Consider the following 25,116-nt stretch of genomic DNA (forward strand, 5'->3'; position numbering starts at 1 on the left):
GTGTCAGTCGACATCAATTTTGACTGACCCAACGCATTCGCGAGCAAGCCCGCTCCCACAGTTCTATCGCATAATGGCCGCCTCTGACGGTGTGTCAAAGGGTTGCGGGGGAATCAGGATTTGTTGATCAGGCAGTGGGGTATTTTCCTGGTGTTGGTGTTGTCCGGCTGTGGCAATGGCGACGATGCCTTGGAAAGCTTCAGCGGCCCGACCATGGGCAGTACCTATTCAATCAAGTATGTGCGTCACGCCGACCTGCCCAAGCCGGCAGTGGTTCAGGCTGAAGTCGAAAAAATCCTCGCGCAAGTCGATCAACAAATGTCGACCTATCGCAGCGACTCCGATATCGAACGCTTCAATGCGCTGCCCGCCAACAGTTGTCAGAAAATGCCCGCGCCCATTCTCGAACTGGTCCGCGTCGGCGAGCAGCTGTCAGTGCAGAGCGAAGGCTCCTACGATCTGACGGTGGAGCCGCTGCTCAATCTTTGGGGGTTCGGCCCTCAGGCTCGCGAAGAAATAGTCCCGACTGCTGATGCGCTTGCCGAAGTCCGACAGCGTGTTGGTCACGCACATCTGCGCATCGTCGATGACCAGCTATGCAAGGACGCCGCCGTTGAAGTCGACTTCAACAGCATCGCCGCTGGCTACGCAGTCGACGTGATCGCAGCACGGCTCGAAGCGCTCGGCATTCACAATTACCTGGCCGAAGCCACCGGCGAGCTCAAGGCGGCGGGCAAGAAGCCTGACGGCTCACCATGGCGCATCGCGCTGGAAGAGCCCCGTGACGATCAACAGGTCGCCGAACGCATCATCACAGTCGACGGCTATGGTGTTTCCACCTCCGGCGACTACCGTAACTATTTCGAGCAGGATGGTCGGCGTTATTCCCACACCTTCGATGCCCGAACCGGAGCCCCGGTCGCACATGCGCTGGCGTCCGTTACGGTCATTCATCCTTCTGCGTTAATGGCCGATGGCCTGTCGACGCTATTGTTGATCCTTGGCCCGGAGCGCGGTTGGGACTTCGCAGAAAAACACGATATTGGCGCATTTTTTGTGATTCGTGCCGATACAGGTTTCGTCACACGCACCAGTCACGCTTTCGAACGCCTCAGTGGTGGAAAAAACCAATGATTGCGGTGATTCAAACATTGAAAACTGGCGTTGTAGTGCAGGCAAAAGTAGCCTACGACGCGACCAAGGGTTAATGTGCGCGGCGTTGACGCTTCTATAGACTGTGTCCGGGTTCTGCACTGACCCCAAATTGTTCCTTCATGCCACAGATTGGCGTGATTTAGCCGCAGGTGCCGCTGGCGCCACGGCCTGTTCTGAGGAGTACGCATGGCTGTCTACAACTACGACGTGGTGGTGTTGGGTTCCGGCCCGGCAGGAGAAGGCGCGGCAATGAACGCCGCCAAAGCAGGGCGCAAGGTGGCGATGGTCGATAGCCGTCGCCAGGTCGGCGGCAACTGCACTCACTTGGGCACCATCCCTTCCAAGGCACTGCGTCACTCGGTCCGTCAGATCATGCAGTTCAACACCAACCCGATGTTCCGGGCCATTGGTGAGCCGCGCTGGTTTTCGTTCCCGGACGTACTGAAAAGCGCCGAGAAAGTCATCTCCAAACAAGTCGCTTCGCGCACCGGCTACTACGCCCGTAACCGCGTCGATGTGTTCTTCGGCACCGGCAGTTTCGCCGACGAGCAAACCATTGAAGTGGTTTGCGCCAATGGCGTGGTCGAAAAGCTGGTGGCCAAGCACATCATCATCGCCACCGGTTCGCGCCCGTATCGCCCGGCGGACATCGATTTCCATCATCCGCGTATCTACGATAGCGATACCATCCTGAGCCTCGGTCACACCCCGCGCAAACTCATCGTTTACGGCGCTGGCGTGATCGGTTGCGAATACGCTTCGATCTTCAGTGGCTTGGGTGTGCTGGTGGAGTTGGTGGACAACCGTGGTCAATTGCTGAGCTTCCTTGACTCGGAAATTTCCCAAGCCCTGAGTTATCACTTCAGCAACAACAACATCACGGTTCGCCACAACGAAGATTACGACCGCGTCGAAGGCGTGGACAACGGCGTGATCCTGCACCTCAAGTCCGGCAAGAAGATCAAGGCCGACGCCTTGCTCTGGTGCAACGGCCGTACCGGCAACACCGATCAGTTGGGGCTGGAAAACATTGGCGTGAAGGTCAACAGCCGTGGCCAGATCGAAGTCGATGAAAACTACCGCACCGGCATCCAGAACATTTATGGCGCGGGTGATGTGATTGGCTGGCCAAGCCTGGCCAGTGCTGCCCATGACCAGGGCCGTTCGGCCGCTGGCAGCATCGTCGATAACGGCAGCTGGCGCTTCGTCAACGACGTGCCGACCGGGATCTACACCATTCCCGAGATCAGCTCGATCGGCAAGAACGAGCAGGAACTGACCCAGGCCAAAGTGCCATACGAAGTGGGCAAGGCGTTCTTCAAGGGCATGGCGCGTGCGCAGATCGCCGGCGAACCGCAAGGCATGCTCAAGATCCTGTTCCACCGTGAAACCCTGGAGGTGCTGGGCGTGCACTGCTTCGGCTATCAGGCGTCGGAGATCGTGCACATCGGTCAGGCGATCATGAACCAGCCGGGCGAGTTGAACACGTTGAAGTATTTCGTCAACACCACCTTCAACTACCCGACCATGGCCGAAGCCTATCGGGTGGCGGCGTACGACGGTCTCAACCGGCTTTTTTGAGCGGCTCCGGCCGGTGGCCTGAGCCGGCCGGGGAGACCAATTTCAGCAATTCTCGAGCGTGGCGGTGGCCAAACCGGGAAAGTCTGTAATCAGGCTGTCAACGCCGAAGTCGGCGAGTCTGCGCATCAGCGCAGGCTCGTTGACGGTCCACACCGAAACATGCAGCCCCTGACGCTGCGCCTTCTGCAGGCGTTCCGGCGTGCACAGGGTCCAGTTCAGCGCCAGAATCTCACAGCCATAGCTTGCCGCGACCTTCAATGGGTCGAGCCAGGCGTATTCGGCTACCAGGCCTCGGGAAACGTCCGGCACCAGGTCCAGCGCTGCCTTGAGCACTTCGCGCGAACTCGAGGTGATCGTCACCTTGTCCAGCAAGCCATGGCGTTGCGCCATTTCGCGGATCGCCAGCACGGTGGTCGCCGCGCGGGTGCGTGAGGCGCTTTTGACTTCCAGTTGCCAGTGCTCGAAATCGCATTTCTCGAAAAGCTGTTCCAGCGTCGGAATCGGACAGGGTTTGATCCAGCCCGGGCCGCCCTTGCGGGCATCGATGGTCACCAGCTCCGCTGCGGTGTGTTCCACCACTTTGCCGCGGCGGTCAGTGGTGCGCTTAAGCGTCGGGTCGTGGATGACCATCAGCTCGCCGTCCATGGACAGGTGCAGGTCCAGTTCGCAGCGGCGAACGCCGTGCTTGAGGCATTCCTGAAAGCTGGTCAGGGTATTTTCCGGTGCTTCGCCCTTGGCGCCGCGATGGCCGTAGATGAGGGTCACGGTTCTTCCTTAAATTAGTTGCCTGATTCGAGTTGTTCGCGGGCCAGTCGTCGTTCCTGAGCCTGCTTTTGCAAGATATGGCGAGCCAAGAGTTGCCGCTGGCCATCGGTCAGGTGTTCGAACTCGGTGCCGACGTCAAAACCTTCGCCCTTGCGGTCGCAATGGGTGACGCGAGCACGCAGCAAAAGGCCAAGGGCCTGGGGCATCAATACCAGTTTGACCGACAGGCGCGCATTGACGTCGAACGGGGCAGGGTGCTGAAAGTCGATGCCACCTTCGGAGATGATCACCGGCTGCGGCTCGCCGATTTGTCCGAGAACGGTGATGGCGATTACCTGGCTCAGCAAATCGATGCGCTTGTTCTGTGATTTCAGAAACGCGGCGGTGGTGCGGTCGCGCTCGCTGATCTGGCGCAACAGGTGTTGCGACTCGAATTCACTCAGGTGCAGTTCGCTGAGCAGGTTGAAGAGCGGGGAAGCATCCTGCAACACTTCCTGGCCTGTGGCTTCGGTAGCGGACAGGGGCCGAATTTCCAGTGCGATCGTGTCATCGATACGGTAGTATTCGCGGCGATCTTCTTCATCTAATGTCGACATGGCGAACCCATGGTAGCGGCGGTGGTCTGAGTGTAAAGCTGGTTATCGACCCCCGCCACAAGGACGTTCCTTTTCCCTCCGAACAAGCCCCGACATGTTCAGACCTCTCTTCGTATTTATCGGCACGCGTTACACCCGTGCAAAGCGTCGCAATCATTTTGTGTCCTTCATTTCCCTGACTTCGATGATCGGGCTCGCCCTTGGCGTGGTTGTGATGATTGTAGTCCTGTCGGTCATGAACGGCTTCGATCATGAGATGCGCACCCGCGTGCTGGGCATGGTGCCTCACGCGACCATCGAATCCGGTGAAGCCATCAGCGATTGGCAAGGCCTGGCCACCAAGGTCAAGCAGAACCCACAGGTGACGGCCGTGGCGCCGTTCACGCAAATGCAGGGTTTGCTGACCAATAACGGCAAGGTCTCCAAAGTCCTGCTCAATGCCATCGACCCGACACTGGAGCGACAGGTGTCGATCATTGATAACTTCATGAAGCAGGGCAAACTCGACGACCTGGTTCCCGGCGAGTTCGGCATCGTCATCGGCGACAAGGCCGCCGCCAAACTGGGGGCGGCAATTGGCGACAAGCTGACCTTCGTGGCGCCGGAAGTCACCGTGACACCGGCCGGTATGTTCCCGCGCATGAAACGCTTTACCGTGGTGGGCATCTTCCACGTCGGCGCGGGCGAGCTCGATGGCTACCTGGGTATCACCAACCTTCAGGATCTGGCGCGGCTGCATCGCTGGAAGCCGGATCAGGTCCAGGGTATTCGCCTGAAGTTCGATGATCTGTTCCAGGCACCACGTACCGCGTGGAGCATCGCCCGGGAGCTGGGCGAGGATCGCTACTACGCTCGCGACTGGACTCGCACCCACGGCAACCTGTATCAGGCAATCCGCATGGAGAAAGCCATGATCGGCCTGCTGTTGCTGCTGATCGTCGCTGTCGCCGCGTTCAACATCATTTCCACGCTGGTGATGGTGGTGAACGACAAAAAGAGCGACATCGCCATCTTGCGTACCCTTGGCGCGACGCCAGGCACGATCATGCGCACGTTCATGGTCCAAGGCACGGTGATCGGCGTCGTCGGCACAGCGATCGGCGCGGTCGTCGGAATCTTCGCCGCGTTGAACGTCAGCGCCGCGATCTCGGCGCTCGAAGGCCTGATCGGGCACAAATTCCTCAACGCCGACGTGTATTTCATCGATTACCTGCCGTCGCAGGTGCAGAGCCAGGACGTGGTGATGGTCTGCTCCGCGGCGTTGATCCTGAGTTTCCTCGCCACCCTGTATCCAGCTTGGCGTGCCGCGCGTACCCAGCCTGCGGAGGCGTTACGTTATGAGTGAGTCGGGCATGAGTGATAAAGCAATCTTGAGCTGCCGCAGCCTGGGCAAATCCTATGAGGAAGGTCCGGAGTCGGTGCAGGTGCTGGCCGGTTTGCAGCTGGAACTGCATCCGGGCGAGCGCGTGGCGATTATCGGTAAATCGGGTTCGGGCAAGAGTACCTTGCTTAACTTGCTTGGCGGCCTTGATACGCCGTCCAAGGGCAGCGTCTGGCTCGATGGTGAAGAACTTTCGGCCCTGAGCGAGAAGAAACGCGGCCTGCTGCGCAACCGTGCGCTGGGCTTTGTGTATCAGTTCCACCACTTGCTGCCCGAGTTCACCGCGCTGGAAAACGTCTGCATGCCTCTGCTGATCGGCAAGACTGCCATTCCAGAAGCGCGCAAACGTGCCACGGCACTGCTGGAGCGTGTAGGGCTGGGGCATCGCCTGGAGCACAAGCCGGCAGAACTGTCCGGTGGCGAACGCCAGCGCGTGGCCATTGCCCGTGCCCTGGTGAACAACCCAGGCCTGGTGATGCTCGATGAGCCGACCGGCAACCTCGACTCCCATACCGCCCAAGGCATTCAGGACTTGATGCTGGAACTTAGCACCTCGATGCGCACAGCGTTCCTGGTAGTGACCCACGACATGAACCTGGCCCGCCAGATGGACCGCGTCCTGCATTTGCAGGAAGGTTGCCTGACTCCCATCTAACGGATTGAAACCCGGCGTTTGAAAAGGCGTCGGGTCTTTTATTTTTATACGGTGCCCCAGCGAATGTTCAGACCGTTATCGATCTTTATCGGCACGCGCTACACCCGCGCCAAGCGCCGCAATCGCTTCGTTTCCTTCATCTCGATGACCTCGATGATCGGCCTCGCCCTGGGCGTGCTGGCGATGATCGTTGTTCTTTCGGTGATGAACGGCTTCCAGCGCGAAATGAGTTCGCGCATCCTCGGCATGGTGCCGCACGCGACCATCGTCGGCGTCAATCCTATCGACGATTGGCAGCCTGTCGCGGCAGCCGCCATGAAAAATCCTGAAGTGACGGCGGCGGTGCCGTTCACCGAGTTGGAAGGCATGCTGTCTTACAAGGGCACGATGCAGCCGATCCAGGTCAGTGGCGTTGATCCGGCGCTGGAAGGGCAGGTGTCGATTGTCGCCAAGCACATTGTTCAGGGGCGTCTGGATGCCTTGAAGCCGGGTGAGTTTGGCGTGGTGATCGGTGAAATCACTGCGCGGCGCTTCCGCCTGAACGTCGGCGACAAGATCACCCTGATCGTGCCGGAAGTGAGCACCGCGCCGGGCGGGATTACCCCGCGCATGCAGCGCTTGAACGTGGTCGGTGTATTCAAGGTTGGCGCCGAACTCGACGGCTCGATGGCGCTGATCCACGTTGCCGACGCCGCGCAGATGCAGCACTGGGAACCGAATCAGGTGCAGAGCGTGCGCCTGGCGGTGAAGGACTTGTACGCTGCTCCCCAAGTGTCGAGTGACATTGCCACAGGGCTGGGTACTGCTTACAGGGCGGATGACTGGACCCACACCCAGGGCAGTCTGTTTAGCGCGATGAAGATGGAAAAAACCATGATCGGCCTGCTGTTGCTGATGATCGTCGCCGTGGCGGCGTTCAATATCATCGCGACCTTGATTATGGTGGTGAACGACAAGGGCGCGGACATCGCGATCCTGCGCACCATTGGCGCCACGCCTCGGCAGATCATGGCGATCTTCATGGTTCAGGGCACGGTGATCGGGATTGTCGGCACCCTGATCGGTGGCATTCTCGGCGTGATCGCGGCGCTGAACGTCAGTGAAATGGTGGGCTGGATCGAACGCGTCAGCGGCCAGCACATCTTCAGTTCCGATGTGTATTTCGTCAGCAACTTGCCCTCTGAGCTGCAAGGTGCGGATGTTGCGTTGATCTGCACGGCGGGGTTTGTCATGAGCTTCCTGGCCACGATTTATCCGGCGTGGCGGGCGGCGAAGATCGAGCCGGCGCATGCGTTGCGGTATTCGTAAGCGCTGATACCGCTATCGCGGGCAAGCCCGCTCCCACAGTGTTTTGTGTCGTTCACAAATTTCGTGTTCAACCACAAAACCTGTGGGAGCTGGCTTGCCAGCGATGGGGCCGGACCTGCTAGCCTCAATCCCCTCTTGGTAACTCAATCACAAACCGCGTCCATCCATTGTCCGATTCGCAATGAATCCGCCCGCCGTGGGCGCGGATGATCGACCGGGTAATCGCCAATCCCAACCCAGCATGCTCACTGCTGCCTTCATGACGCGCCGGGTCCGCCCGGTAAAAACGGTCAAACAGGCGCGTAAGCAAGTCTTCGGAAATCCCTTCACCACTGTTTGCGACAGTCAGGCTCAAGCCTTTGGGCTGATCGACGATGCGCACCTGAATCTCGCCATCGGCCGGCGTAAAACGCAGAGCGTTGTCCAGTAAATTGGAAAGCGCCCGTCGCAACATGCTGCGATCACCTTCGATACGGGCGCTGCCATCACGGCTGAGCTTTACACCAGCGTCCTCAGCCAGGGGCGCAAAAAACTCCAGCAACACATCCGTCTCTAGCGCCAGGTCCAGTGGTTCGCGCCGGGGCATCAACAGGCCGTGATCGGCCTTGGCCAGGTACAGCATGTCGTTGACCAGTTGCGCCATCCATTGCAGTTCTTCGAGATTGCTATGCAGTGCCTCCCGATAATCCTCGATGGGCCGCGGTCGGGTCAGGGTGACCTGAGTGTGGGTCAGCAGGTTCGATAGGGGCGTGCGCAGTTCATGGGCGATGTCGGCAGAGAACGCGGACAGTTGCTGAAAGGAGTCGTCGAGGCGTCCAAGCATGGCGTTGAAGTGGCGGGCCATTTCCGCCACTTCCGGCGGCATGTTTTCTTCGGGAAGGCGGGCATTGAGTGAATGTGCCGAAACACCCTTGGCAACGGCGCTGATGTGTCGCAATGGCCGCAAGCCGCTGCGCGCTGCCCAGGCGCCGAGCAACGCAGTGGCCAGGGCCGACAGGCCGACAGTCAGCCAGATCAGGCGCTGCATGCGTTGCAGGAAGTGTTGGTGGTGGGTGATGTCCAGCAACAGGGTCAATTGTGGGGAGTCGGCCTGATCGGGAATCAGCGGCGCATTGAGCACACGGTAATCGGTGCCCGCGTTGTTGATCGTCGACAATCCCGCTTTCTGCGGTAGTGTTTCCGGCAGATTCGCCGAACTGTCATACCAGCGTTTGCCATCGCTGCCGCGGATGCGCAGCGACAGGTCGGCCTGTCTGCTCAATTCATCGTTCAGTCTGACTTCACTGTCGCTCGATTGAACATCGTGCAGCGCCCGACGCAGGCCAATCAGCTTACTCTCCAGCAATTGCTGGTCCAACTCGATGAAGTGCGCCTCGCTGGCGCGGCTGAACAGTACCCCGGCGAACAGCGATACCACGGCCGTGCACGCCGCAAACAGCAGCGCCAGACGGCTGCTCAAGGAAAGCCGTTGCATCAGGCGCCGCGCTCTTCGAGGACGTAGCCCATGCCGCGCACGGTGTGGATAAGTTTGTTGTGGAATTCATCGTCGATCTTCAAGCGCAATCGACGGATCGCGACTTCGATGACATTGGTGTCGCTGTCGAAATTCATGTCCCAGACCTGGGAAGCGATCAGTGATTTGGGCAGCACTTCACCCTGACGGCGCAGGAGCATTTCCAACAAGGCGAACTCTTTGGCGGTCAGGTCGATGCGATGCCCGTTGCGTTCGACTCGACGGCGAATCAGGTCCAGACGCAGGTCGGCCAGTTGCAGGCTGGTTTCCTGGGGTGCCACGCTGCCTCGGCGCAACAGGCTGCGTACCCGGGCCAGCAGCTCGGAAAAGGCGAAGGGCTTGACCAGGTAATCGTCGGCGCCCAATTCAAGCCCGTGAACCCGGTCCTCCACCGCATCCCTGGCGGTCAGGAACAGCACCGGGGTATCCAGGCCGGCACTGCGCACGGCTTGCAGAATCTGCCAGCCATCGCGCCCAGGCAGCATCACGTCGAGAATCAACAAAGCGTATTCACCGCTCAATGCCAATTGCTGGCCGGTACTGCCGTCGGCCACCAGTTCAGTATTAAAACCGGCTTCGGCCAGGCCCTGGCGAAGGTAGTGGCCGGTTTTCGGTTGGTCTTCGACGATCAGCAGTTTCATGGGCGACTCGGGTCAATGGAACAAAAGCTTTATACCGCGGGCGCCGACAGTGCGGGCCAACCTGACAAAGTTGTAATCTGATTGTCAGGTTACGGGCAGTGAGCGCAGTTTAGAGTTTTCCACAGGCTGAACCTTATCTTGTTGGAGTATGACTATGTTTTTGCGCAAAACCCTGGTGCGAGTCGTGTGTTTGCTGACGCTCAGTTCGCCTGTATGGGCGTCACCGGCGCACACTTTCGATTTTGGTCAACCGGCCCCAGCCGCCAAGGCGACCCGCAGTGTTGAAGTGGTGATGGGCGACATGTCGTTCAGCCCCAAGGCCATCGACATCAAGGCGGGTGAGACGGTGCGCTTCGTACTGGTGAACAAGGGCCAGTTGTTGCACGAATTCAATCTCGGTGACGCTGCGATGCACGCCAGGCACCAGCAGGAAATGTTGCAGATGCAGCAACACGGCATGCTGACGCCTACAGGTATGAAGGAAATGGACCACGGCGCGATGGCCGGTATGGATCACGGCGCCATGGGGCACGACATGAAGAACGGCATGAAACACGACGACCCAAACAGTGTGCTGGTGGAACCGGGCAAAACCGCTGAACTGACCTGGACCTTCAGCAAGGCTGCCAATCTCGAATTTGCCTGCAACATCCCCGGTCATTACCAGGCTGGCATGGTCGGCAAATTGACTGTCAGTCAGTAAGCACTCAAAGGCGGGAGCAAAGGCTGATAGAATCCGCTGATTATTCAGTCAGGTTTCCGCCATGCATCCCGCAGCCGAACATTCGCCGCTGGGCAAGTCCAGCGAATACATCGCCACTTACACGCCGTCCCTGCTGTTCCCGATCCCGCGTACCGCGAAGTGGGCCGAGTTGGGCCTGACGGCACAAACCCTGCCTTACAAGGGCGTGGACTTCTGGAACTGCTTCGAATTGTCCTGGCTCCTGCCTTCGGGCAAGCCTGTGGTGGCGATCGGCGAGTTCAGCATCCCGGCAGATTCGCCGAACATCATCGAATCGAAGTCATTCAAGCTTTACCTCAATTCGTTGAACCAGACGCCGTTTGCCGATACCGCGAGCCTTGAATCAACGCTGGCCAAAGATCTGTCGGCCGCTGCCGGCAAACCGGTTGGCGTGCGCATTCGCAGTCTGAAAGAGGTCGAGGCCGACGGCGTCGTGGCTTTGCCTGGCGTGTGCATCGATGATCTGGATATCAGCGTCAGCAACTACGAGCATCCACGTCCGGAGCTGCTGCGTTGCGATGAGTCGCGCATTGTCGAAGAGAGCGTGCACAGTCATTTGCTCAAATCCAACTGCCCGGTGACCAGTCAGCCGGACTGGGGCAGCGTAGTGGTGGAGTACCGTGGCGCGGCGCTCGATCATGCGAGTTTGCTGGAGTACATCGTCAGCTTCCGCCAGCACTCGGATTTCCACGAGCAGTGCGTGGAGCGGATTTTTCTCGACCTGCAGCGCTTGCTTAAGCCTGAGAAACTGACGGTTTATGCGCGCTACGTGCGGCGTGGCGGGTTGGATATCAATCCGTATCGCAGTACTGAAGAGGTGCAGTTGCCGAACCATCGTCTGGTTCGCCAGTAAAGATTTGATGTGAGAGCTGTGTAGGAGCTGTGTAGGAGCTGTCGAGTGCAACGAGGCTGCGATCTTTTGATCTTATAAAAGGCAAGATCAAAAGATCGCAGCCTGCGGCAGCTCCTACAGGAATTTGTGAATTCAGATGCCCATGTTGCCCAAGGCTTGCCCGATGTTGCGCAAAGTTGCAGCAAGGGTAGGGTGTTCAAGTTCGAAGCGTTCGACAGCCAGGTTAACGCCATCGGCGAGGCTGGCATCCTGGGTTTTGGTTTCCAGCTCAAGCTGAAGTTCGATCTGTTGCATCAGTTCATGCAGGTTGTCGCGCTCGGCTTCGGACAGTGGAGGATTCTGTTCCAATTGCTCGCGCAGGGCATTGAGCTGTTCTTGCAGTTCGCGGGCAGACATGGCGTTCTTCCTTCTCTCGATTGGCACTGGCATAGACCGCGGCGGTACGCCAAAGGTCAATGGCTGACCTTTAGATTAATCCACTCTCGCGCAACCTGCATGATCTCGATCAGGGCTTTTCACCCTTGAGTCGACGTAGATTGATATCCGCCAGACAGGTATCGAGTTCACCGAGGTGATCGATCACCGAATGCACGCCCAAGCCGAACAGTTGCACCGTTGCCTTGCTGCGTTTGATGTCCCGTTCCTGTTGGGAAAGTGCCTGCCATTGCGCAGGCGACAGGCCGCAAAGCGAGCCGCAGGACGCCAGTCCAATAGTCCACAGGCCGGCATTGAGCCCCGATTGCAGCAGGCGTGGTTCACCACTGACCAGTACGCAGCCCTCCAATCGTTCGACGTTTAGTGCCATTAACGCCTGCCAGCACGCATTGGGTGACGGCCAGGTATCAATTGTTGCTACAGAATGTTGCGATGAGTGAGACGGCTTGATCCATTCCGGCAACGCGACAGCCAGGGAATGGCTGAGCGCCGGGGGCAGCTCATCGAGCCAGGCGCAAGGTATTTGCTGGCGCTGCAAGCTATGCAGGCTGTCGAGGGCACCGGGGGTGGCCTCGGTGTGCTCAGCTGCATGGGCGCCGTTGCGGCGCGTATGAGCACCGAAATCCACCAGGCAGCCACTGAGGCCGAACAGCACGGCAGTCAGGCTCGGCGCAGTTTGAGGCTTGGTTTCGGCGTGCGGCATGTTAACTACCCTGAAATAGCCTCGAGGCTAGTCGCTGGCGGTGACAGTTGAGTGACACGGATGTAAATCGATCACAATCAACATCAATCCTGAACTCACGCTTGGGGGGATGCTGCCTAAAGTGACCTTTACGTTTTATACTAGTGGCCTTTGTGTCGGGTCTTGCTCCCGGCGACGGTACAATCCAAGGAGTTTTCTATGCGCTGGAGCAATCATTTAGCTCAGCTGTGTGTGTGTGCCGGCACGTTGCTGGTCCCTTTCGTTGCCCAGGCAGCTTCGGAAGACGATCCTTGGGAAAGCATTAACCGTCCAATCTACGAATTCAACGACGTGATCGACACCTATGCCCTGAAGCCTTTGGCCCAGGGGTACCAGTTCGTGACGCCACAGTTCCTTGAAGACGGCATCCACAACATGTTCCGCAACGTCGGCGAAGTGACCAACCTTGCCAACAATATCTTGCAGGCCAAGCCTGCGGCGGCGGGTGTCGACACTGCGCGCTTGATTTTCAACACCACGTTCGGCCTGCTGGGCTTCTTCGACGTGGGTACCAAGATGGGCCTGCAACGCAACGATGAAGATTTCGGCCAAACACTCGGTTACTGGGGTGTCGGCAGCGGTCCATACGTGATGCTGCCGCTCCTGGGGCCAAGTACCGTGCGTGATGCACCTTCGAAGCTCGTCGACAGTTATACCGGCCCGTATCCCTACATCAACGATGTGCCGGTACGTAATTCGATTTTCGGCCTGAACATTGTCGATACCCGTGCAAACCTGCTGTCGTCCGAGAAGTTGATCACGGGCGACAAGTACACGTTTATCCGTAACGCGTACCTGCAGAACCGTGAATTCAAGGTGAAAGATGGTCAGGTAGAAGACGATTTTTGATCTTTATCGATAAGAAAAAGGCGGCCATCGAGCCGCTTTTTTCATTTTTAGAGGCCTGCGGTCCTTACATTGAGTTTCGGTTTTAACGGTTCTTATAACTACCGGTGATTTGACAGGGTTGGATGTCAAGCGACCATCGTCGTGAGCTTGAAACGCCTCGCGGATGGGAGTACCGTCTGCGCCTTAGAAGGGCACCTCTGGTGTACATGTGTGTAGGGCTAGTGCTCGAAAACAGTGCGACAGAGAGGCTAGAAAGCGAATCCAGTAGTGAGAGCCGGGCCACAATCCGAGCCGCTACGCCAACCTAATTCTGGCGCCGTTTGCCCACATGCCAAAAACCAGTGCCACGCTGCTGATAATCGATGATGACGAAGTAGTGCGCGCGAGCCTCGCCGCCTATTTGGAAGACAGTGGTTTCAGCGTCTTGCAGGCCAGCAATGGCCAGCAGGGTCTTCAGGTATTCGAGCAAGACAAGCCCGACTTGGTTATCTGCGATTTGCGCATGCCGCAGATGGGCGGGCTCGAACTCATTCGCCAGGTGACCGAACTCTCGCCGCAAACGCCGGTGATCGTGGTGTCGGGTGCTGGCGTAATGAATGATGCCGTCGAGGCGCTGCGCCTGGGCGCGGCGGACTACCTGATCAAACCTCTCGAAGATCTGGCTGTGCTTGAGCACTCGGTGCGTCGGGCCCTGGATCGAGCGCGCCTGCTGCTGGAGAACCAGCGTTACCGTGAGAAGCTGGAAAAGGCCAACCGCGAGCTTGCTGCCAGCCTGAATCTGCTCCAGGAAGACCAGAACGCCGGTCGCCAGGTGCAGATGAACATGCTGCCGGTCAGCCCCTGGACCATCGACGAGTTCAAGTTTGCACACCAGATCATCCCGTCGTTGTACCTGTCGGGTGATTTCGTCGATTACTTCCGGGTCGACGAGCGCCGGGTAGCGTTCTACCTGGCGGATGTTTCCGGCCATGGCGCCTCTTCAGCCTTTGTCACTGTGCTGTTGAAATTCATGACCACGCGCTTGCTGTTTGAATCCAAGCGCAGCGGCACATTGCCAGAATTCAAGCCTTCAGAAGTCCTTGGTCATATCAACCGGGGCCTGATCAGTTGTAAGCTGGGCAAACACGTCACAATGGTCGGTGGAGTCATCGACGAGGAGACAGGTTTGTTGACCTATAGCATCGGCGGTCATTTGCCGTTGCCAGTGTTGTACACACCCGACAGTGTTCGTTATCTGGAAGGGCGTGGTTTACCGGTGGGCCTCTTCAACGAAGCCACCTACGAAGACCACGTGATGGAATTGCCGTCGACGTTCAGCCTGACGCTGATGTCTGATGGCATTCTGGACCTTTTGCCAGAACCCACACTCAAAGAAAAAGAAGCTGCGTTGCCCCAACGGGTCAAGGCAGCGGGCGGCAGCCTGGATGGTCTGCGGCAGGTTTTTGGATTGGCCACGCTAGGGGAGATGCCGGATGATATCGCCCTGTTGGTGTTGAGCAGGAATCTTTAATGAGTACCGGTAGAATCCAGTTCGCCGAGCAGGACGGCACCTTCGTCCTCAAGTTCGTCGGTGAAGTTCGCCTGACCCTGTGTTCGGCGTTGGATGCGACTATTGAGAAAATCTTCACAGCGAAGAATTTCAATGCGATCGTGATCGATTTGACCGAAACCCGCAGCATCGACAGCACCACCCTTGGCCTTTTGGCCAAGCTGTCGATCCTGTCGCGGCAACAGGTCGGCCTGCTGCCGACGGTCGTCACCACCCACGAAGACATCACCCGTCTGTTGCAGTCCATGGGCTTCGAGCAGGTGTTCAACATCGTTGACAAGCCTGTGCCATGCCCGGAATGCCTGGATGACCTGCCAGACCAGGATCAGTCCGAAGAGGTGGTACGGATCAAGGTGCTTGAAGCGCACAAGATCCTCATGGGCTTGAACGACTCCAATCGTGAGGCGTTCCATGACCTGGTGAATGCGCTGGAGCGGCATTGATTCGCTGAGTCATTCGGCGCCTGTTCAGGCGCCTTCGCGAGCAAGCCCGCTCCCACATGGGGCCTTCGTTAGTAATCCGATTTGTGCCACACCACAAACCCCCAGTGGGAGCGGGCTTGCCCGCGAAGGCGTCCGTCCAATCACCACAGGACCAAACCAGCCAGCCACAAAAAAGGGCGAACCCACCAGGGTTCGCCCTTTTTGCATTACACCCACTCAGATCAAAGCTTTGCCTGCAGCAGCGACTCAAGCTTTTCCTGGTCGCGGGCAAACTGGCGAATGCCTTCGGCCAGTTTCTCGGTCGCCATGGCGTCCTCGTTGGACAGCCAGCGGAACTGCGCTTCATTGAGGTTCAGGCGCGCTTCACCGGCTTGGCCCGGCGCCAGTTTGCGCTCCAGCTTGCCGGTATCCGCTGCCAGCTTGTCGATCAGGTCCGGGCTGATGGTCAGACGGTCGCAACCGGCCAGTTGCTCGATCTGGCTCAGGTTGCGGAAGCTGGCGCCCATCACCACGGTTTTGTAGTCGTTGGCTTTGTAGTAGTTGTAGATGCGCGTTACCGACTGCACACCCGGATCATCCGCACCGGTGTATTCGTTGCCGGTGGCTTTCTTGTACCAGTCGTAGATACGGCCCACGAACGGCGAAATCAGGAACACTCCGGCGTCGGCACAGGCAGCCGCCTGAGCGAAGGAGAACAGCAGGGTCAGGTTGGTCTGGATGCCTTCCTTTTCCAGGATCTCGGCAGCGCGGATGCCTTCCCAGGTAGAGGCGATCTTGATCAGCACGCGATCGCGGCCAATGCCGGCCTTTTCGTACAGCTCGATCAGACGGTGCGCACGCTTGAGTACAGCGTCAGTGTCGAACGACAGGCGCGCATCCACTTCTGTGGAAATACGCCCCGGGATCACTTTGAGGATTTCTTGCCCTACCGCGACGCCAAAACGGTCGCTGGCCAGGCCCACATCGCCCTTGCAGTCGCTGACGCAAGCGTTCAACAGTTCGGCGTAAGCGGGAATGGCCGCAGCCTTGAGTAGAAGGGAAGGGTTGGTGGTGGCGTCTACCGGCTTAACGCGAGCGATCGCTTCGAAGTCGCCGGTGTCGGCAACCACGGTGGTCATTTGCTTGAGTTGTTCCAGCTTGGAAGTCATGGGAGTGCTCTGTCCTGTGGGTCTGTTGACATTACCCGAGCGCTGACAGCCACTCAAGGGCATCGGGGCGTATCGATCGCCCCGGCGGCAACAACCTGAAAACAGATGTTTGAAAGGCGGGGCGTGGTGCGGTGCGCGGTATCGATTAATACGATGCCAAATCAGCCCACAGGTTCAAAGCAACTGACCTGTGAGCCGACCTGTCGGGTGACGCCTACTCGGCGTTCAGCTGAGTCTTGACCGCCATTTGTGCCGGTTTCGCTTGCCCGTCGGAGGTCAGCAGGCCGAAATTCTTCTCCCGGTCATTACTGCCCGAGTCGCTGTTTTTCCATTCATAAATCGACGTGAGCGGGATGTTGAGTTTTTTAACATCGGTGATGAACTTGGCGATTTTACTGGCTTGCCCTTCGATCCCGCCGTTAGAGGTAAGGGCCGAGATACCCCACTCACTGATGACCCCCGGCAGATGGAAGTTCTGCTGAATAAACGCTTGGGCATTGCTGATCTGCGCGGTCGTCATGCCATAGGGGTGATAAGAAATAGCGCTCAGGCATTTGGGGTATTCACTGACAATTTTGTTCAGCGCCACGGTTGATGGAGTACTGGCACTCGGCGCCCGGGCGAAGCCAAAGCCGATCAAGGGCGTCGTTGTCGGCTTTCCTTGCAACGTCTTGCACGTGGCGCTCATGAACGGCACAAACGTCGTGTTGAATTTACCGGTCGGCCAATAGGTTTCCAGGTCCGGCTCATTCCATAGTTCAATCGCCACCAGTTGCGAGCGGTAGGACACCTCCAGGTTCATCACCGCGTTGGCGAACGCTTCGCCCGCCGTCGCAAGTTCGTCGATATTGTCAGGTGACGTGGTGAGCGGCTTGGTGGAGCGCACGGTCATCAGCACCGGCAGCCCGGCAGACCTGGCCGCGGCAAAGGCGTCGCTGACCTGCTTTTGATAGGCCTTGCCACCGAGGCTGTTGCTCCATACGCCAAAGCGCACGAAGGTGAACCCTGCCGCTTTGATCTGCTCGGCATCGATGGGGGTGAAGCTCTGGATCTTGACCTGGACGCCGATGGTCTTGGAGCTAGTCAGTGTCGGGAACAGTTCGCTGGCTTGAACCTGACTGGTTGCACTGAGCAGCAACAAGGTCAGGGTGCCAAGCCGTTTGATATTTGCTGATTTCATGTCTGCTCTCCCAGTGAGAATGACATCTAGCCAATAGTTATTTCACTACGCAGGTTTTGATAACGAAGTGGCTGCCAAGTGCGCGGATGTTATTTTTTGTCGGAAAACCATCGCTCGAAAATCACAGTTATTTTTAGTCCGGTAATTCTGGTTGGGCGGCTTTTAGGGGCGTGGTACTTAATGCACTTGTTTTAACCGGGCGAATCTATTTCCGAGTTCAGGAAAGTCTTGTGGGGTCATAAAAAATCCACTCGATGTATTGGCCGATTGACATTACACGGAAAATAAACCTTGTTCAGAAAGATCCTTGTCGTCTGCGTGGGCAATATTTGCCGAAGTCCGACAGCAGAACTGTTGCTGCGTAACGCGCTGGCCCCCTCAACGATTACCGTGACCTCCGCAGGCCTTGCTGCGCGGGTCGGCGAAGCCATGGAGCCGTCAGCGCGCCAGGTTCTGGAAGGCCATGGCCAAAGTGCAGAAGGGTTCAAGGCACGGCAGATTACCCCCGAAATCGTCAATGAGTCAGACCTGATTCTGGTGATGGAAAAAGAGCATGTAAAACAAGTGCTGAAGATTGCCTCACACGCGAGGGGCAAAGTGTTTCTGCTCGGAAAGTGGCAGAGCGAGCGAGAAATACAGGACCCGTATCGTCAAGGAAAGGCCGCTTTTATTCATGCCCATGCATTGATTGAAGATGCTGTTTGCTCATGGGCGCAGCGCCTCGGATATTGATGGAAACTCTTCAGCTCAGTGAATGGTAAGAACAGACTTATGCAGTTACCGACAGTAATCAGCAGCCGGGACAACGAACGAGACGATATTGATCTTCTCGGTATATTCGGCACTTTAATTGATCAAAAATGGTTAATAGGCGCGCTCACCGGTGCGTTCATGGTGACCGGGGTTGCCGTCGCGGTGTTGTCGACGCCGGTGTACCTGGCGAACGCGCTGGTTCAGGTCGAGCCGAAAAAGAACGACATGCTCGGCTTTTCCGATCTGAGCAGCATGCTCGGCGGGCAATCGCCGTCGGTGACTGAAATCGGCATCATCAAGTCCCGTGCTGTGATCGGCAAAACCGTCGACGACCTGCACCTGGATATCGAAGTCACGCCCAACACTTTTCCGGTGATTGGCAGTTTTCTCGCCCGACGTTATCGCGGTGAAACCGAGCACAGTGTGGCGGCCCCCCGTTTGGGCTTGAGCAGCTACGCCTGGGGCGGTGAGCGCCTGGAGATAGCACGGCTCAATCTGCCCAAGGAACTGCTGGGCAAGAAACTCACGCTGATTGCCGCCGAGGATCATCGATTCCAGCTCCTGGATGACAACGACAACCTGCTGGTGGAAGGGGTAGTCGGTACAGCCTTCGCGCAAGCGGGCGTCGAGGGGGTGATCGCCCAACTGCAGGCGAACCCAGGCACTCAGTTTGAAGTCGTGCGCAATCCAAGAATCGTTGCTGTCCAGAGTTATCAGGATGCGCTGGATATTTCCGAGCAAGGCAAGGAATCGGGGATCATCCGTCTGGCCCTGGCAAGCACCGACGCCACTCGGGCCGTGAAGATCCTCAACAAAGTCTCCTCGTTGTATGTGCAGCAGAATGTGCAACGCACCTCGGCCGAAGCGGCACAAAGCCTGGCGTTCCTGCAAGGCCAGTTACCTCAGGTCAAGCGCGATCTGGCCAAGGCCAGCGAGGCGCTCAACGGTTATCAAACCCGTGGCAAGACGGTCAACATTTCCCTTGAAACCCAATCGGTACTGGGACAGATCGTTAGTCTGGATACGCGTATCTCCGAGTTGAAAATGCAACAGGCGGAGCTGGATCGCAAGTTCACCAAACAGCATCCGGCGTATCGCGCGTTGATGACGCAGATCGGTGAATTGTCCCAGCAGCAGAAAGCTCTGGAGGGCAAGGCTCAGGACCTGCCTGCCACGCAACAGGAGTTGTTGAACCTGACACGCGATGTGGAAGTGGCGTCGCAGATCTACACGCAACTGCTGAACAAATCCCAGGAGCTGGACATCGTCCGGGCGGGAGCGGTGGGTAACGTTCGGTTGGTTGACACCGCGGATGTCGACATGACCAACCCGGTCAAACCGCGCAAGGCTTTGATCGTACTGATTGCGACCTTCCTCGGTGCCTTTGTCGGCGTAGCCCTGGTGCTGATACGTAAATCCTTGAGCCGAGGGCTGGAAGGCCCGGAAGCCATCGAACAACTCGGGTTGCCGGTGTACGCGTCGATTCCCTACAGCGCGTTGCAGCAGGAAGAGGACAGTAAAAAAGCGCGCTCCAAGGAAGGGACGGACAAGGCGGCTTACCTGCTGGCCCAGCGTAATCCGACGGACCTGTCCATTGAGTCGATCCGTAGCTTGCGCACTTGCCTGCATTTTGCCGGGCTGGATTCGACCAACAACCGAATCATGATTTCCGGCCCGAGCCCACAGGTCGGCAAAACATTCGTCTCCTCCAACCTCGCGGCAGTCATGGCGCAAAGCGGTCAGCGGGTAGTGCTGATCGATGCCGATATGCGCAAAGGGCATTTGCACAAGACGCTCAACACACCGATCACCAATGGCTTGTCGGACCTGTTGGTCAAGCGCTGCAGCATTGAGCAGGCCATCAATCAGGTCGACGTGCAAAACCTGCATTTCATCAGCCGTGGCCAGGTTCCGCCCAATCCTTCAGAGCTGCTGATGCACGCCAACTTTCGCGAACTGATGGCGCAACTCAGTGAGCTGTACGACGTGGTGATCATCGACACGCCACCGCTACTGGCGGTGACGGATGCGGCGATTGTCGGCCGAGAAGCAGCGATCAGCCTGATCGTTACCCGCTTCGGGGTGAACCCCGCCAAAGAGATCGAATTGACGATTCGTCGATTTGCCCAGAATGGCATCGAGTTGAAAGGCGCTGTGTTCAATGGCGTTGAAAAGCGCGCGGCCAGTTACTACGGCAATGGTGGCTACGGCTACTACAGCTACGAATACGCGTCCGACAAATCCTGAATTTCAGCGTTTGTCCTTACAGGCAAGGAAGTGGGTGAGCTGTGAAAAAAATACTGCACGTGGCTGAGACGATCAAAGGTGGGGTTGCCACGGTTATCCGGACGATATCGGCTTCACCGGAGAACGAGGCGGCGCCCTATGAGCTGGTCTATCTGGTGCCGCTGGACCAGAAGAAAGAGTTGCACGGCATCGATGAACGCCACATTCGCACCTTCGCCAGAAACGGGCGCGATGTGCTGTCATTGCTGCGTTTTGCCTGGCAACTGACCCGAGTGATGCTCAAGGAAAAACCCGACGTGGTGCATTTGCACAGCACCTTTTCCGGCGTGATCGGGCGTTGCGTTTGTGTACTCCTGAAACCCTGGCGCAAACCGAAAATCGTCTATTGCCCGCATGCCTTTTCATTCCTGATGGAAAGCTCGCCGGCCAAGCAGAAAGTCTATTCGCTGATTGAGCGGGTGCTGCAGAAAGTCACGGACGTGATCATCTGCGTCAGCCAGTACGAGCTGGACAAAGCGGCAGCGTTTGGCATCGAGCGCAAGCGCATGACGCTGATCTATAACGGCATTCATCACAAGGATGAAGCGCCCAAGGTCGATGCTCCGGAGCCGATTCACCTGCTGTTTGTCGGCCGGCTCGACTACCAGAAAGGTTTCGATGTGTTGCTCAAGGCTTTCGCCAAGGTGCAGCGCAGCGACCTGAAATTGACAGTGGTGGGCAGTGCGGTCAACGAAGACTCCGTCGAGTGTCCGCCGATGGACGCCGTTGAATACCTGCCCTGGGTCACGCCATCCGAAGTGCAGGCGCTGTATCAGAAAGCCGATGCACTGATTGTTCCGAGTCGCTGGGAAGGCTTTGCCATGGTCCCGCTGGAGGGCATGGCCTTGGGGCTGCCGGTGATCTCCAGCGATTGCACATCGCTGCCCGAACTGGTCAGCCATGGGGTGTCTGGCTACGTCTTCCCCGCCGGTGATCACCAGGCGCTGGCCGATCGGTTGATGAAGATCCAGAAACCCGCGTTGCAGGCACTCGGCATCGAAAGCCGGCGAATCGTCCGCGAGCGTTTCAGCGCCGCGTTGATGATCCGGCAAACCTACGACGTGTATCGCGCTCCCACTTATTAAGTAGAAAACAGCTTATGAACGTAACGATCCTGCATGGCTACAGTGCATCCAACTCCGGTGATGGTCTGCTGGTGGATTTGGCGATTGCCCTGGTGCAACGAAACTTTGGTGAAGACACGTCGATCAGTGTCGTGGCGTCCGATCCGCAATCCTTCGACTACTTGCCCCACACATGCCATGACGCGCCGGTGATGGCGGCCAAGGGTCTGGGACGGGTCAAGCAAGCGGTGTTTCTCAATCAGTCCTACGCCGGTCTGGCGGATCTGCTGAAGAACACGGATTTGATTGTCGGGGTCGGCGGTGGATACATGCGCTCCAAAAGTGCCTTCGAACACATCAAGCTGAAATTGGGGCACGCCAAGCAACTGGAAACGGCCATCCTCAGCAAAGTCCCTTCGGTGTATCTGCCGCAGAGCATCGGGCCATTCCACGGTGGAGGCAGCAAGATCGTCGAACATTACGCCAGCGCCGATGCGGTGTTTGTGCGGGACAACAGGTCGTCGGCACTTTTCCAGGCTTGTGAAAATGTCTACCGGGCACCCGATCTGGCCGTGCAGGCATTGGCCAGCAAAATCCTCATGCAGCCCAAGTTCACTCACTGCGCGTCGACCCCGGCAACAGTGTGTGTAGTGCTGCGCAAACCGCCGCAGTGGAGCAAGGAAAAGAAAGTCGCCTATGTGGCGAACTTGCAGTTGCTGCTGCAGCGATTGAAGAACAAGAGCAAAGTGGTTTGCGCGGTACAGAGCGCGGTGCGTGGCAACGATGACGGCGCGTTCTATCGGGAGTTGGGCATCACCGAAGATTTGCTGCCATTGAAGGCGACGTTGGCCAAGTACCAGCCGGACCTGGTGATTTCCGTGCGCCTGCACGGCGCCATCGAATCCCTGTTGTCCGGCGTCCCGGCGTTCCATATCAGCTATGAGCGCAAAGGCTTCGGCGCCTATCAGGACATGGGCGTGGAAGACTGGGTGATCAATGGCGGCGATATCAATGTCGACACCATCATCAACACGGTTTACGCGCCGAACGCATTGTCCAGCTTCGGTAAACGCCTGACGGACACCTGCCGGGAGATCGAAGCCAAGACTGTGATCATGGACGACATCATCAAAGGAATCGTTCGATGATATTTCGGCTATTGCTCCGAGGCGGGGCTTTAGGTGCGAAGTTTCTGCTGGTGTTGGCCATCACCCATTACCTGGGCTATGACGCGTTGGGTTTCTACGGCGTGGTGGTGGCTGCCTCGTTGATTGCGTCGAAGTTTTACAGCGTCGGCTTCAGTTCCGAAATCAATCGGTTGATCAGCGTCGGTGACAGCTCGCGACGGGTCGTCGACAAGGTTCTGCTGCTGTATCTGGCCGTAGGGCTGGTGTTGTCGGTGGTGACAGTGATGATTTATTCACTGTTCCAGGAAGTCGAAGCGGCGACCGCGCTGATTGTCTGCGTGACGCTGGTGCTGCTCACCGAACACCTGTCGTTCGAAATCAACTCCTTCGTGTTTTCCGCGCAGAAAGCCACCTGGGGCGCAGTGCTGTTCTTTATCAAGACCGGCCTCTGGGCGTTGTTGGCGGTGGGCGGGATGATGCTGGGCTGGGTGTCCGGGATCGCCAGTGTGCTGTGGTTGTGGGTCATCGCTAACGTGATGGTGATGATTGCCGGTTACGCCATTGTGGTGAATGTTCATCAGGGGCGGGCGTCGACTGCGCTGACCACGGCGACGGTATGGAAAGCGGGGTTGCCGTTTTATCTGGGGACGGGCCTGATTGCGCTGAGTCAGTACGCCGAGCGCTTCCTGATCATCGACCTCGAACCCTACGCCAGCCTGGGTAAATATGTGTACGCCTGGTCGGCGGCCAATACCTTGCAGGCGTTGTCCTACGCGGTTGTCGCGGTGGTGGGCATTCCGCTGCTCGCCAAGCGTTATCAAGCTGATCAACAACCGTTCACGGTCAGGCAGCTGTTCGTGAACAAATGGGTCATGCGCTCGCTGGTGGTGTCCGCTGCGGTCGCTGTGCTGATTTATCTGTTCTTCAATGTCGTGCTCGACTACGTCGCTGCGACGGTTCCGCGTCCGGACAACGGGATCCTCGGCGTGCTGATTTTTTCCTTCGCCTTGCGCGCCATTGGCGACATCGTCTGGGGCGGGCTGATCGCTTCGAAAAACAGTCGGGTTTCAGTTGCCAGCGCGGCAATCTGCTTGCTGGTTTCGGTGCCGGTCAGCTACGTGCTGATCAAGCACTACTCGATCTATGGTGCCGCCTGGGGCAACGTTTTCGCGATCATCGTTCAGCTTGCCGTGATTGCCGTGCTGACCCGGGCCACTCAAGCGAAAAGGGCAGTGGCATGGGGTTGAAGCTGCCGTGCATCGAGTTTCGCGGCAGGAAACTCGATTCGTCGATCTCGTTCCTGATTCTGTTCACCGGCCTGTTTCTATCGGTGGCCATGCCGCTGCTGGTCCCCCGGGCTCCTGGCCCGGATGCCATGACCCTGTGGATGTCCTATGCCCGCGCCGACAACTGCAATTTCTGGAATCCGTTCTCGCCAGACCGTTCCTCCTACGAGTGTTCAGCATTTCTGCTACGGCCCACGGGCATCAATCTGACCAATGCCTGGGCCTATGGCATGTTTTGCAATTTCTTCCTGACGGCGATTCCGGTCTTCATTTTCCGGCGCATGCCGGTGACGATATTTTTCACCCTGTGTTTGTGGGGTGTGGTGCGTTCGTTCTTCCTCGAGAACCTGACCAAGGAAATCATCGTATCGGTGGCGGTCCTGTCCATTCTGTTTGCCTCGTATTCGCGCAAATACCGCGGCGGATTCTTCCTTTCCGCGTTGATCTACGGCGTGCTGATCCGGCCCTACTGGATTCTGTTTTCGCTGGCCTGGATCGGTGTCTGCGTGATGAAGAAATACGTGTCGCGCTTCACCTTCTTCCTGATGTTGTTCCTGTTCTACCTGGCAATCGCCACGGCGATTCAATTGGCGCTCGGTTATTCGGTGTCGTCGATTCGCGCCAGTAACAACGAATTGCGCACGGCGGGTGAGGAGGGTTCGAAGTCGTTGATCGTGTCCTGGCTCAGTGGCGGAGATTTCGTCTCGCAAGCGCTGGACTCCATGATCATTTTCTTCCGGCTGTCGTTTCCCGTGGAACTGATCCTGCTGTCGGGACCTGGCCAGGTGATCTTCGTGGCGCTGATGATCATGACCTCGTTGCTGTTGTTCAAAGTCATCACATCCACCGACTACAAAGGCGTGCCGATCCAGACCAAGGCCAAGGAACTGATCGCGATTCCCCTGTCCTTTTTGCTGGTTCAAGGTTTGTTCGAACCGGATTTCGGTTCCTTCGCCCGACATTTTTCCATGGTGGTACCGGTGCTGTTTGTCGGGCTGGGATTGATGTTGCGCGCCAATAAACCTGTGTTGGTTGAATCAAGAATCCTGAGTTGAGGCTTGTGC

The 25,116-nt window shown here is 57.7% G+C and carries 24 protein-coding genes; 16 read left to right on the top strand and 8 right to left on the bottom strand.

Annotation, left to right across the window (positions count from 1 at the left end):
- The first annotated feature begins 120 nt into the window (after positions 1-120).
- Positions 121-1,134, top strand: coding sequence for an FAD:protein FMN transferase (locus ACRESJ_RS30225; protein ID WP_431761163.1), 1,014 nt, complete (start codon positions 121-123; stop codon positions 1,132-1,134).
- 207 nt (positions 1,135-1,341) lie between these two features.
- Positions 1,342-2,736 (top strand): Si-specific NAD(P)(+) transhydrogenase, encoded by a 1,395-nt coding sequence (gene sthA, locus ACRESJ_RS30230; protein WP_431761164.1) that lies wholly within the window; start codon positions 1,342-1,344, stop codon positions 2,734-2,736.
- A gap of 42 nt (positions 2,737-2,778) precedes the next feature.
- Here the strand turns inward: sthA and ACRESJ_RS30235 are convergent, their stop codons facing one another.
- Positions 2,779-3,501 carry a glycerophosphodiester phosphodiesterase gene (locus ACRESJ_RS30235; protein ID WP_431761165.1) on the bottom strand — a complete coding sequence of 241 codons (723 nt, stop codon included), beginning with the start codon at positions 3,499-3,501 and terminating at the stop codon, positions 2,779-2,781.
- A 14-nt stretch (positions 3,502-3,515) separates the two neighbouring features.
- Positions 3,516-4,097, bottom strand: coding sequence for a PilZ domain-containing protein (locus tag ACRESJ_RS30240; protein WP_431761166.1), 582 nt, complete (start codon positions 4,095-4,097; stop codon positions 3,516-3,518).
- Between the two features lie 94 nt (positions 4,098-4,191).
- Here ACRESJ_RS30240 and ACRESJ_RS30245 point away from each other — a divergent pair, with 94 nt between their 5' ends.
- From ACRESJ_RS30245 to ACRESJ_RS30255, 3 genes are all read left to right on the top strand, one after another.
- Positions 4,192-5,442 carry a lipoprotein-releasing ABC transporter permease subunit gene (locus ACRESJ_RS30245; RefSeq protein ID WP_431761167.1) on the top strand — a complete coding sequence of 417 codons (1,251 nt, stop codon included), beginning with the start codon at positions 4,192-4,194 and terminating at the stop codon, positions 5,440-5,442.
- A gap of 7 nt (positions 5,443-5,449) precedes the next feature.
- Entirely contained in the window at positions 5,450-6,133 is a 684-nt protein-coding gene (gene lolD, locus ACRESJ_RS30250; RefSeq protein ID WP_431761168.1) for a lipoprotein-releasing ABC transporter ATP-binding protein LolD, read from the top strand.
- Positions 6,134-6,196: 63 nt separating this feature from the next.
- Positions 6,197-7,441 carry a lipoprotein-releasing ABC transporter permease subunit gene (locus ACRESJ_RS30255; protein WP_431761169.1) on the top strand — a complete coding sequence of 415 codons (1,245 nt, stop codon included), beginning with the start codon at positions 6,197-6,199 and terminating at the stop codon, positions 7,439-7,441.
- A gap of 124 nt (positions 7,442-7,565) precedes the next feature.
- Here the strand turns inward: ACRESJ_RS30255 and ACRESJ_RS30260 are convergent, their stop codons facing one another.
- Both ACRESJ_RS30260 and ACRESJ_RS30265 read right to left on the bottom strand, forming a co-directional pair.
- Positions 7,566-8,915, bottom strand: coding sequence for a heavy metal sensor histidine kinase (locus ACRESJ_RS30260; RefSeq protein WP_431761170.1), 1,350 nt, complete (start codon positions 8,913-8,915; stop codon positions 7,566-7,568).
- Positions 8,915-9,595 carry a heavy metal response regulator transcription factor gene (locus tag ACRESJ_RS30265; RefSeq protein ID WP_431761171.1) on the bottom strand — a complete coding sequence of 227 codons (681 nt, stop codon included), beginning with the start codon at positions 9,593-9,595 and terminating at the stop codon, positions 8,915-8,917. The genes ACRESJ_RS30260 and ACRESJ_RS30265 overlap by 1 nt, the downstream gene beginning before the upstream one ends.
- A gap of 154 nt (positions 9,596-9,749) precedes the next feature.
- Here ACRESJ_RS30265 and ACRESJ_RS30270 point away from each other — a divergent pair, with 154 nt between their 5' ends.
- Both ACRESJ_RS30270 and queF read left to right on the top strand, forming a co-directional pair.
- A complete protein-coding gene (locus ACRESJ_RS30270; protein WP_431761172.1) occupies positions 9,750-10,298 on the top strand; it encodes a cupredoxin domain-containing protein in 549 nt (182 codons plus the stop codon).
- A gap of 61 nt (positions 10,299-10,359) precedes the next feature.
- Positions 10,360-11,190 (top strand): NADPH-dependent 7-cyano-7-deazaguanine reductase QueF, encoded by an 831-nt coding sequence (gene queF / locus ACRESJ_RS30275; protein WP_431761173.1) that lies wholly within the window; start codon positions 10,360-10,362, stop codon positions 11,188-11,190.
- A 132-nt stretch (positions 11,191-11,322) separates the two neighbouring features.
- Here queF and ACRESJ_RS30280 read toward each other — a convergent pair whose 3' ends face one another.
- Together ACRESJ_RS30280 and ACRESJ_RS30285 are read right to left on the bottom strand one after the other, a co-directional pair.
- Entirely contained in the window at positions 11,323-11,586 is a 264-nt protein-coding gene (locus ACRESJ_RS30280; protein WP_431761174.1) for a DUF4404 family protein, read from the bottom strand.
- A 109-nt stretch (positions 11,587-11,695) separates the two neighbouring features.
- On the bottom strand, positions 11,696-12,328 hold the full coding sequence (locus tag ACRESJ_RS30285) for an HAD family phosphatase (RefSeq protein ID WP_431761175.1): 633 nt from the start codon (positions 12,326-12,328) through the stop codon (positions 11,696-11,698).
- Positions 12,329-12,526: 198 nt separating this feature from the next.
- Between ACRESJ_RS30285 and ACRESJ_RS30290 the strand changes: the two genes are divergently transcribed.
- The 3 genes from ACRESJ_RS30290 (at position 12,527) to rssC (ending at position 15,208) form a co-directional block, all read left to right on the top strand.
- On the top strand, positions 12,527-13,216 hold the full coding sequence (locus ACRESJ_RS30290; protein WP_431761176.1) for an MlaA family lipoprotein: 690 nt from the start codon (positions 12,527-12,529) through the stop codon (positions 13,214-13,216).
- 328 nt (positions 13,217-13,544) lie between these two features.
- Positions 13,545-14,726: a two-component system response regulator RssB gene (rssB, locus tag ACRESJ_RS30295; protein ID WP_431761177.1), complete on the top strand. Its 1,182-nt coding sequence runs from the start codon at positions 13,545-13,547 to the stop codon at positions 14,724-14,726.
- Positions 14,726-15,208 (top strand): anti-sigma factor antagonist RssC, encoded by a 483-nt coding sequence (gene rssC, locus ACRESJ_RS30300; protein WP_431761178.1) that lies wholly within the window; start codon positions 14,726-14,728, stop codon positions 15,206-15,208. Before rssB ends, rssC begins: the two co-directional genes overlap by 1 nt.
- Positions 15,209-15,429: 221 nt before the next feature.
- Here the strand turns inward: rssC and tal are convergent, their stop codons facing one another.
- Both tal and ACRESJ_RS30310 read right to left on the bottom strand, forming a co-directional pair.
- On the bottom strand, positions 15,430-16,356 hold the full coding sequence (tal, locus tag ACRESJ_RS30305) for a transaldolase (RefSeq protein ID WP_431761179.1): 927 nt from the start codon (positions 16,354-16,356) through the stop codon (positions 15,430-15,432).
- A gap of 214 nt (positions 16,357-16,570) precedes the next feature.
- Positions 16,571-17,536: a glycosyl hydrolase family 5 gene (locus ACRESJ_RS30310; RefSeq protein WP_431761180.1), complete on the bottom strand. Its 966-nt coding sequence runs from the start codon at positions 17,534-17,536 to the stop codon at positions 16,571-16,573.
- A 291-nt stretch (positions 17,537-17,827) separates the two neighbouring features.
- Between ACRESJ_RS30310 and ACRESJ_RS30315 the strand changes: the two genes are divergently transcribed.
- Genes ACRESJ_RS30315 through ACRESJ_RS30340 form a run of 6 tightly spaced genes read left to right on the top strand, consistent with a single transcriptional unit; the run spans position 17,828 to position 25,107 of the window.
- Entirely contained in the window at positions 17,828-18,268 is a 441-nt protein-coding gene (locus ACRESJ_RS30315; RefSeq protein ID WP_431761181.1) for a low molecular weight protein-tyrosine-phosphatase, read from the top strand.
- A 39-nt stretch (positions 18,269-18,307) separates the two neighbouring features.
- Positions 18,308-20,536: a polysaccharide biosynthesis tyrosine autokinase gene (locus tag ACRESJ_RS30320; RefSeq protein WP_431761182.1), complete on the top strand. Its 2,229-nt coding sequence runs from the start codon at positions 18,308-18,310 to the stop codon at positions 20,534-20,536.
- A gap of 41 nt (positions 20,537-20,577) precedes the next feature.
- Positions 20,578-21,660, top strand: coding sequence for a glycosyltransferase (locus ACRESJ_RS30325; protein ID WP_431761183.1), 1,083 nt, complete (start codon positions 20,578-20,580; stop codon positions 21,658-21,660).
- Positions 21,661-21,674: 14 nt separating this feature from the next.
- Positions 21,675-22,787, top strand: a complete 1,113-nt coding sequence (locus ACRESJ_RS30330; RefSeq protein WP_431761184.1) for a polysaccharide pyruvyl transferase family protein — start codon at positions 21,675-21,677, stop codon at positions 22,785-22,787.
- Positions 22,784-24,013, top strand: coding sequence for a polysaccharide biosynthesis C-terminal domain-containing protein (locus ACRESJ_RS30335; protein ID WP_431761185.1), 1,230 nt, complete (start codon positions 22,784-22,786; stop codon positions 24,011-24,013). The genes ACRESJ_RS30330 and ACRESJ_RS30335 overlap by 4 nt, the downstream gene beginning before the upstream one ends.
- On the top strand, positions 24,004-25,107 hold the full coding sequence (locus ACRESJ_RS30340; protein WP_431761186.1) for a hypothetical protein: 1,104 nt from the start codon (positions 24,004-24,006) through the stop codon (positions 25,105-25,107). Before ACRESJ_RS30335 ends, ACRESJ_RS30340 begins: the two co-directional genes overlap by 10 nt.
- The last annotated feature ends 9 nt before the right edge of the window (positions 25,108-25,116 follow it).

Source organism: Pseudomonas sp. (genome assembly GCF_050739655.1).
Classification (GTDB): domain Bacteria; phylum Pseudomonadota; class Gammaproteobacteria; order Pseudomonadales; family Pseudomonadaceae; genus Aquipseudomonas.

Excerpts from the sequence above, each read along its gene's own strand:
- sthA (WP_431761164.1), top strand. The coding sequence starts at position 1,342 with ATGGCTGTCTACAACTACGACGTGGTGGTGTTGGGTTCCGGCCCGGCA.
- ACRESJ_RS30240 (WP_431761166.1), bottom strand. The coding sequence starts at position 4,097 with ATGTCGACATTAGATGAAGAAGATCGCCGCGAATACTACCGTATCGAT.
- ACRESJ_RS30245 (WP_431761167.1), top strand. The coding sequence starts at position 4,192 with ATGTTCAGACCTCTCTTCGTATTTATCGGCACGCGTTACACCCGTGCA.
- lolD (WP_431761168.1), top strand. The coding sequence starts at position 5,450 with ATGAGTGATAAAGCAATCTTGAGCTGCCGCAGCCTGGGCAAATCCTAT.
- ACRESJ_RS30255 (WP_431761169.1), top strand. The coding sequence starts at position 6,197 with ATGTTCAGACCGTTATCGATCTTTATCGGCACGCGCTACACCCGCGCC.
- ACRESJ_RS30260 (WP_431761170.1), bottom strand. The coding sequence starts at position 8,915 with ATGCAACGGCTTTCCTTGAGCAGCCGTCTGGCGCTGCTGTTTGCGGCG.
- ACRESJ_RS30265 (WP_431761171.1), bottom strand. The coding sequence starts at position 9,595 with ATGAAACTGCTGATCGTCGAAGACCAACCGAAAACCGGCCACTACCTT.
- ACRESJ_RS30270 (WP_431761172.1), top strand. The coding sequence starts at position 9,750 with ATGTTTTTGCGCAAAACCCTGGTGCGAGTCGTGTGTTTGCTGACGCTC.
- queF (WP_431761173.1), top strand. The coding sequence starts at position 10,360 with ATGCATCCCGCAGCCGAACATTCGCCGCTGGGCAAGTCCAGCGAATAC.
- ACRESJ_RS30280 (WP_431761174.1), bottom strand. The coding sequence starts at position 11,586 with ATGTCTGCCCGCGAACTGCAAGAACAGCTCAATGCCCTGCGCGAGCAA.
- ACRESJ_RS30285 (WP_431761175.1), bottom strand. The coding sequence starts at position 12,328 with ATGCCGCACGCCGAAACCAAGCCTCAAACTGCGCCGAGCCTGACTGCC.
- ACRESJ_RS30290 (WP_431761176.1), top strand. The coding sequence starts at position 12,527 with ATGCGCTGGAGCAATCATTTAGCTCAGCTGTGTGTGTGTGCCGGCACG.
- rssB (WP_431761177.1), top strand. The coding sequence starts at position 13,545 with ATGCCAAAAACCAGTGCCACGCTGCTGATAATCGATGATGACGAAGTA.
- rssC (WP_431761178.1), top strand. The coding sequence starts at position 14,726 with ATGAGTACCGGTAGAATCCAGTTCGCCGAGCAGGACGGCACCTTCGTC.
- tal (WP_431761179.1), bottom strand. The coding sequence starts at position 16,356 with ATGACTTCCAAGCTGGAACAACTCAAGCAAATGACCACCGTGGTTGCC.
- ACRESJ_RS30310 (WP_431761180.1), bottom strand. The coding sequence starts at position 17,536 with ATGAAATCAGCAAATATCAAACGGCTTGGCACCCTGACCTTGTTGCTG.
- ACRESJ_RS30320 (WP_431761182.1), top strand. The coding sequence starts at position 18,308 with ATGCAGTTACCGACAGTAATCAGCAGCCGGGACAACGAACGAGACGAT.
- ACRESJ_RS30330 (WP_431761184.1), top strand. The coding sequence starts at position 21,675 with ATGAACGTAACGATCCTGCATGGCTACAGTGCATCCAACTCCGGTGAT.
- ACRESJ_RS30335 (WP_431761185.1), top strand. The coding sequence starts at position 22,784 with ATGATATTTCGGCTATTGCTCCGAGGCGGGGCTTTAGGTGCGAAGTTT.
- ACRESJ_RS30340 (WP_431761186.1), top strand. The coding sequence starts at position 24,004 with ATGGGGTTGAAGCTGCCGTGCATCGAGTTTCGCGGCAGGAAACTCGAT.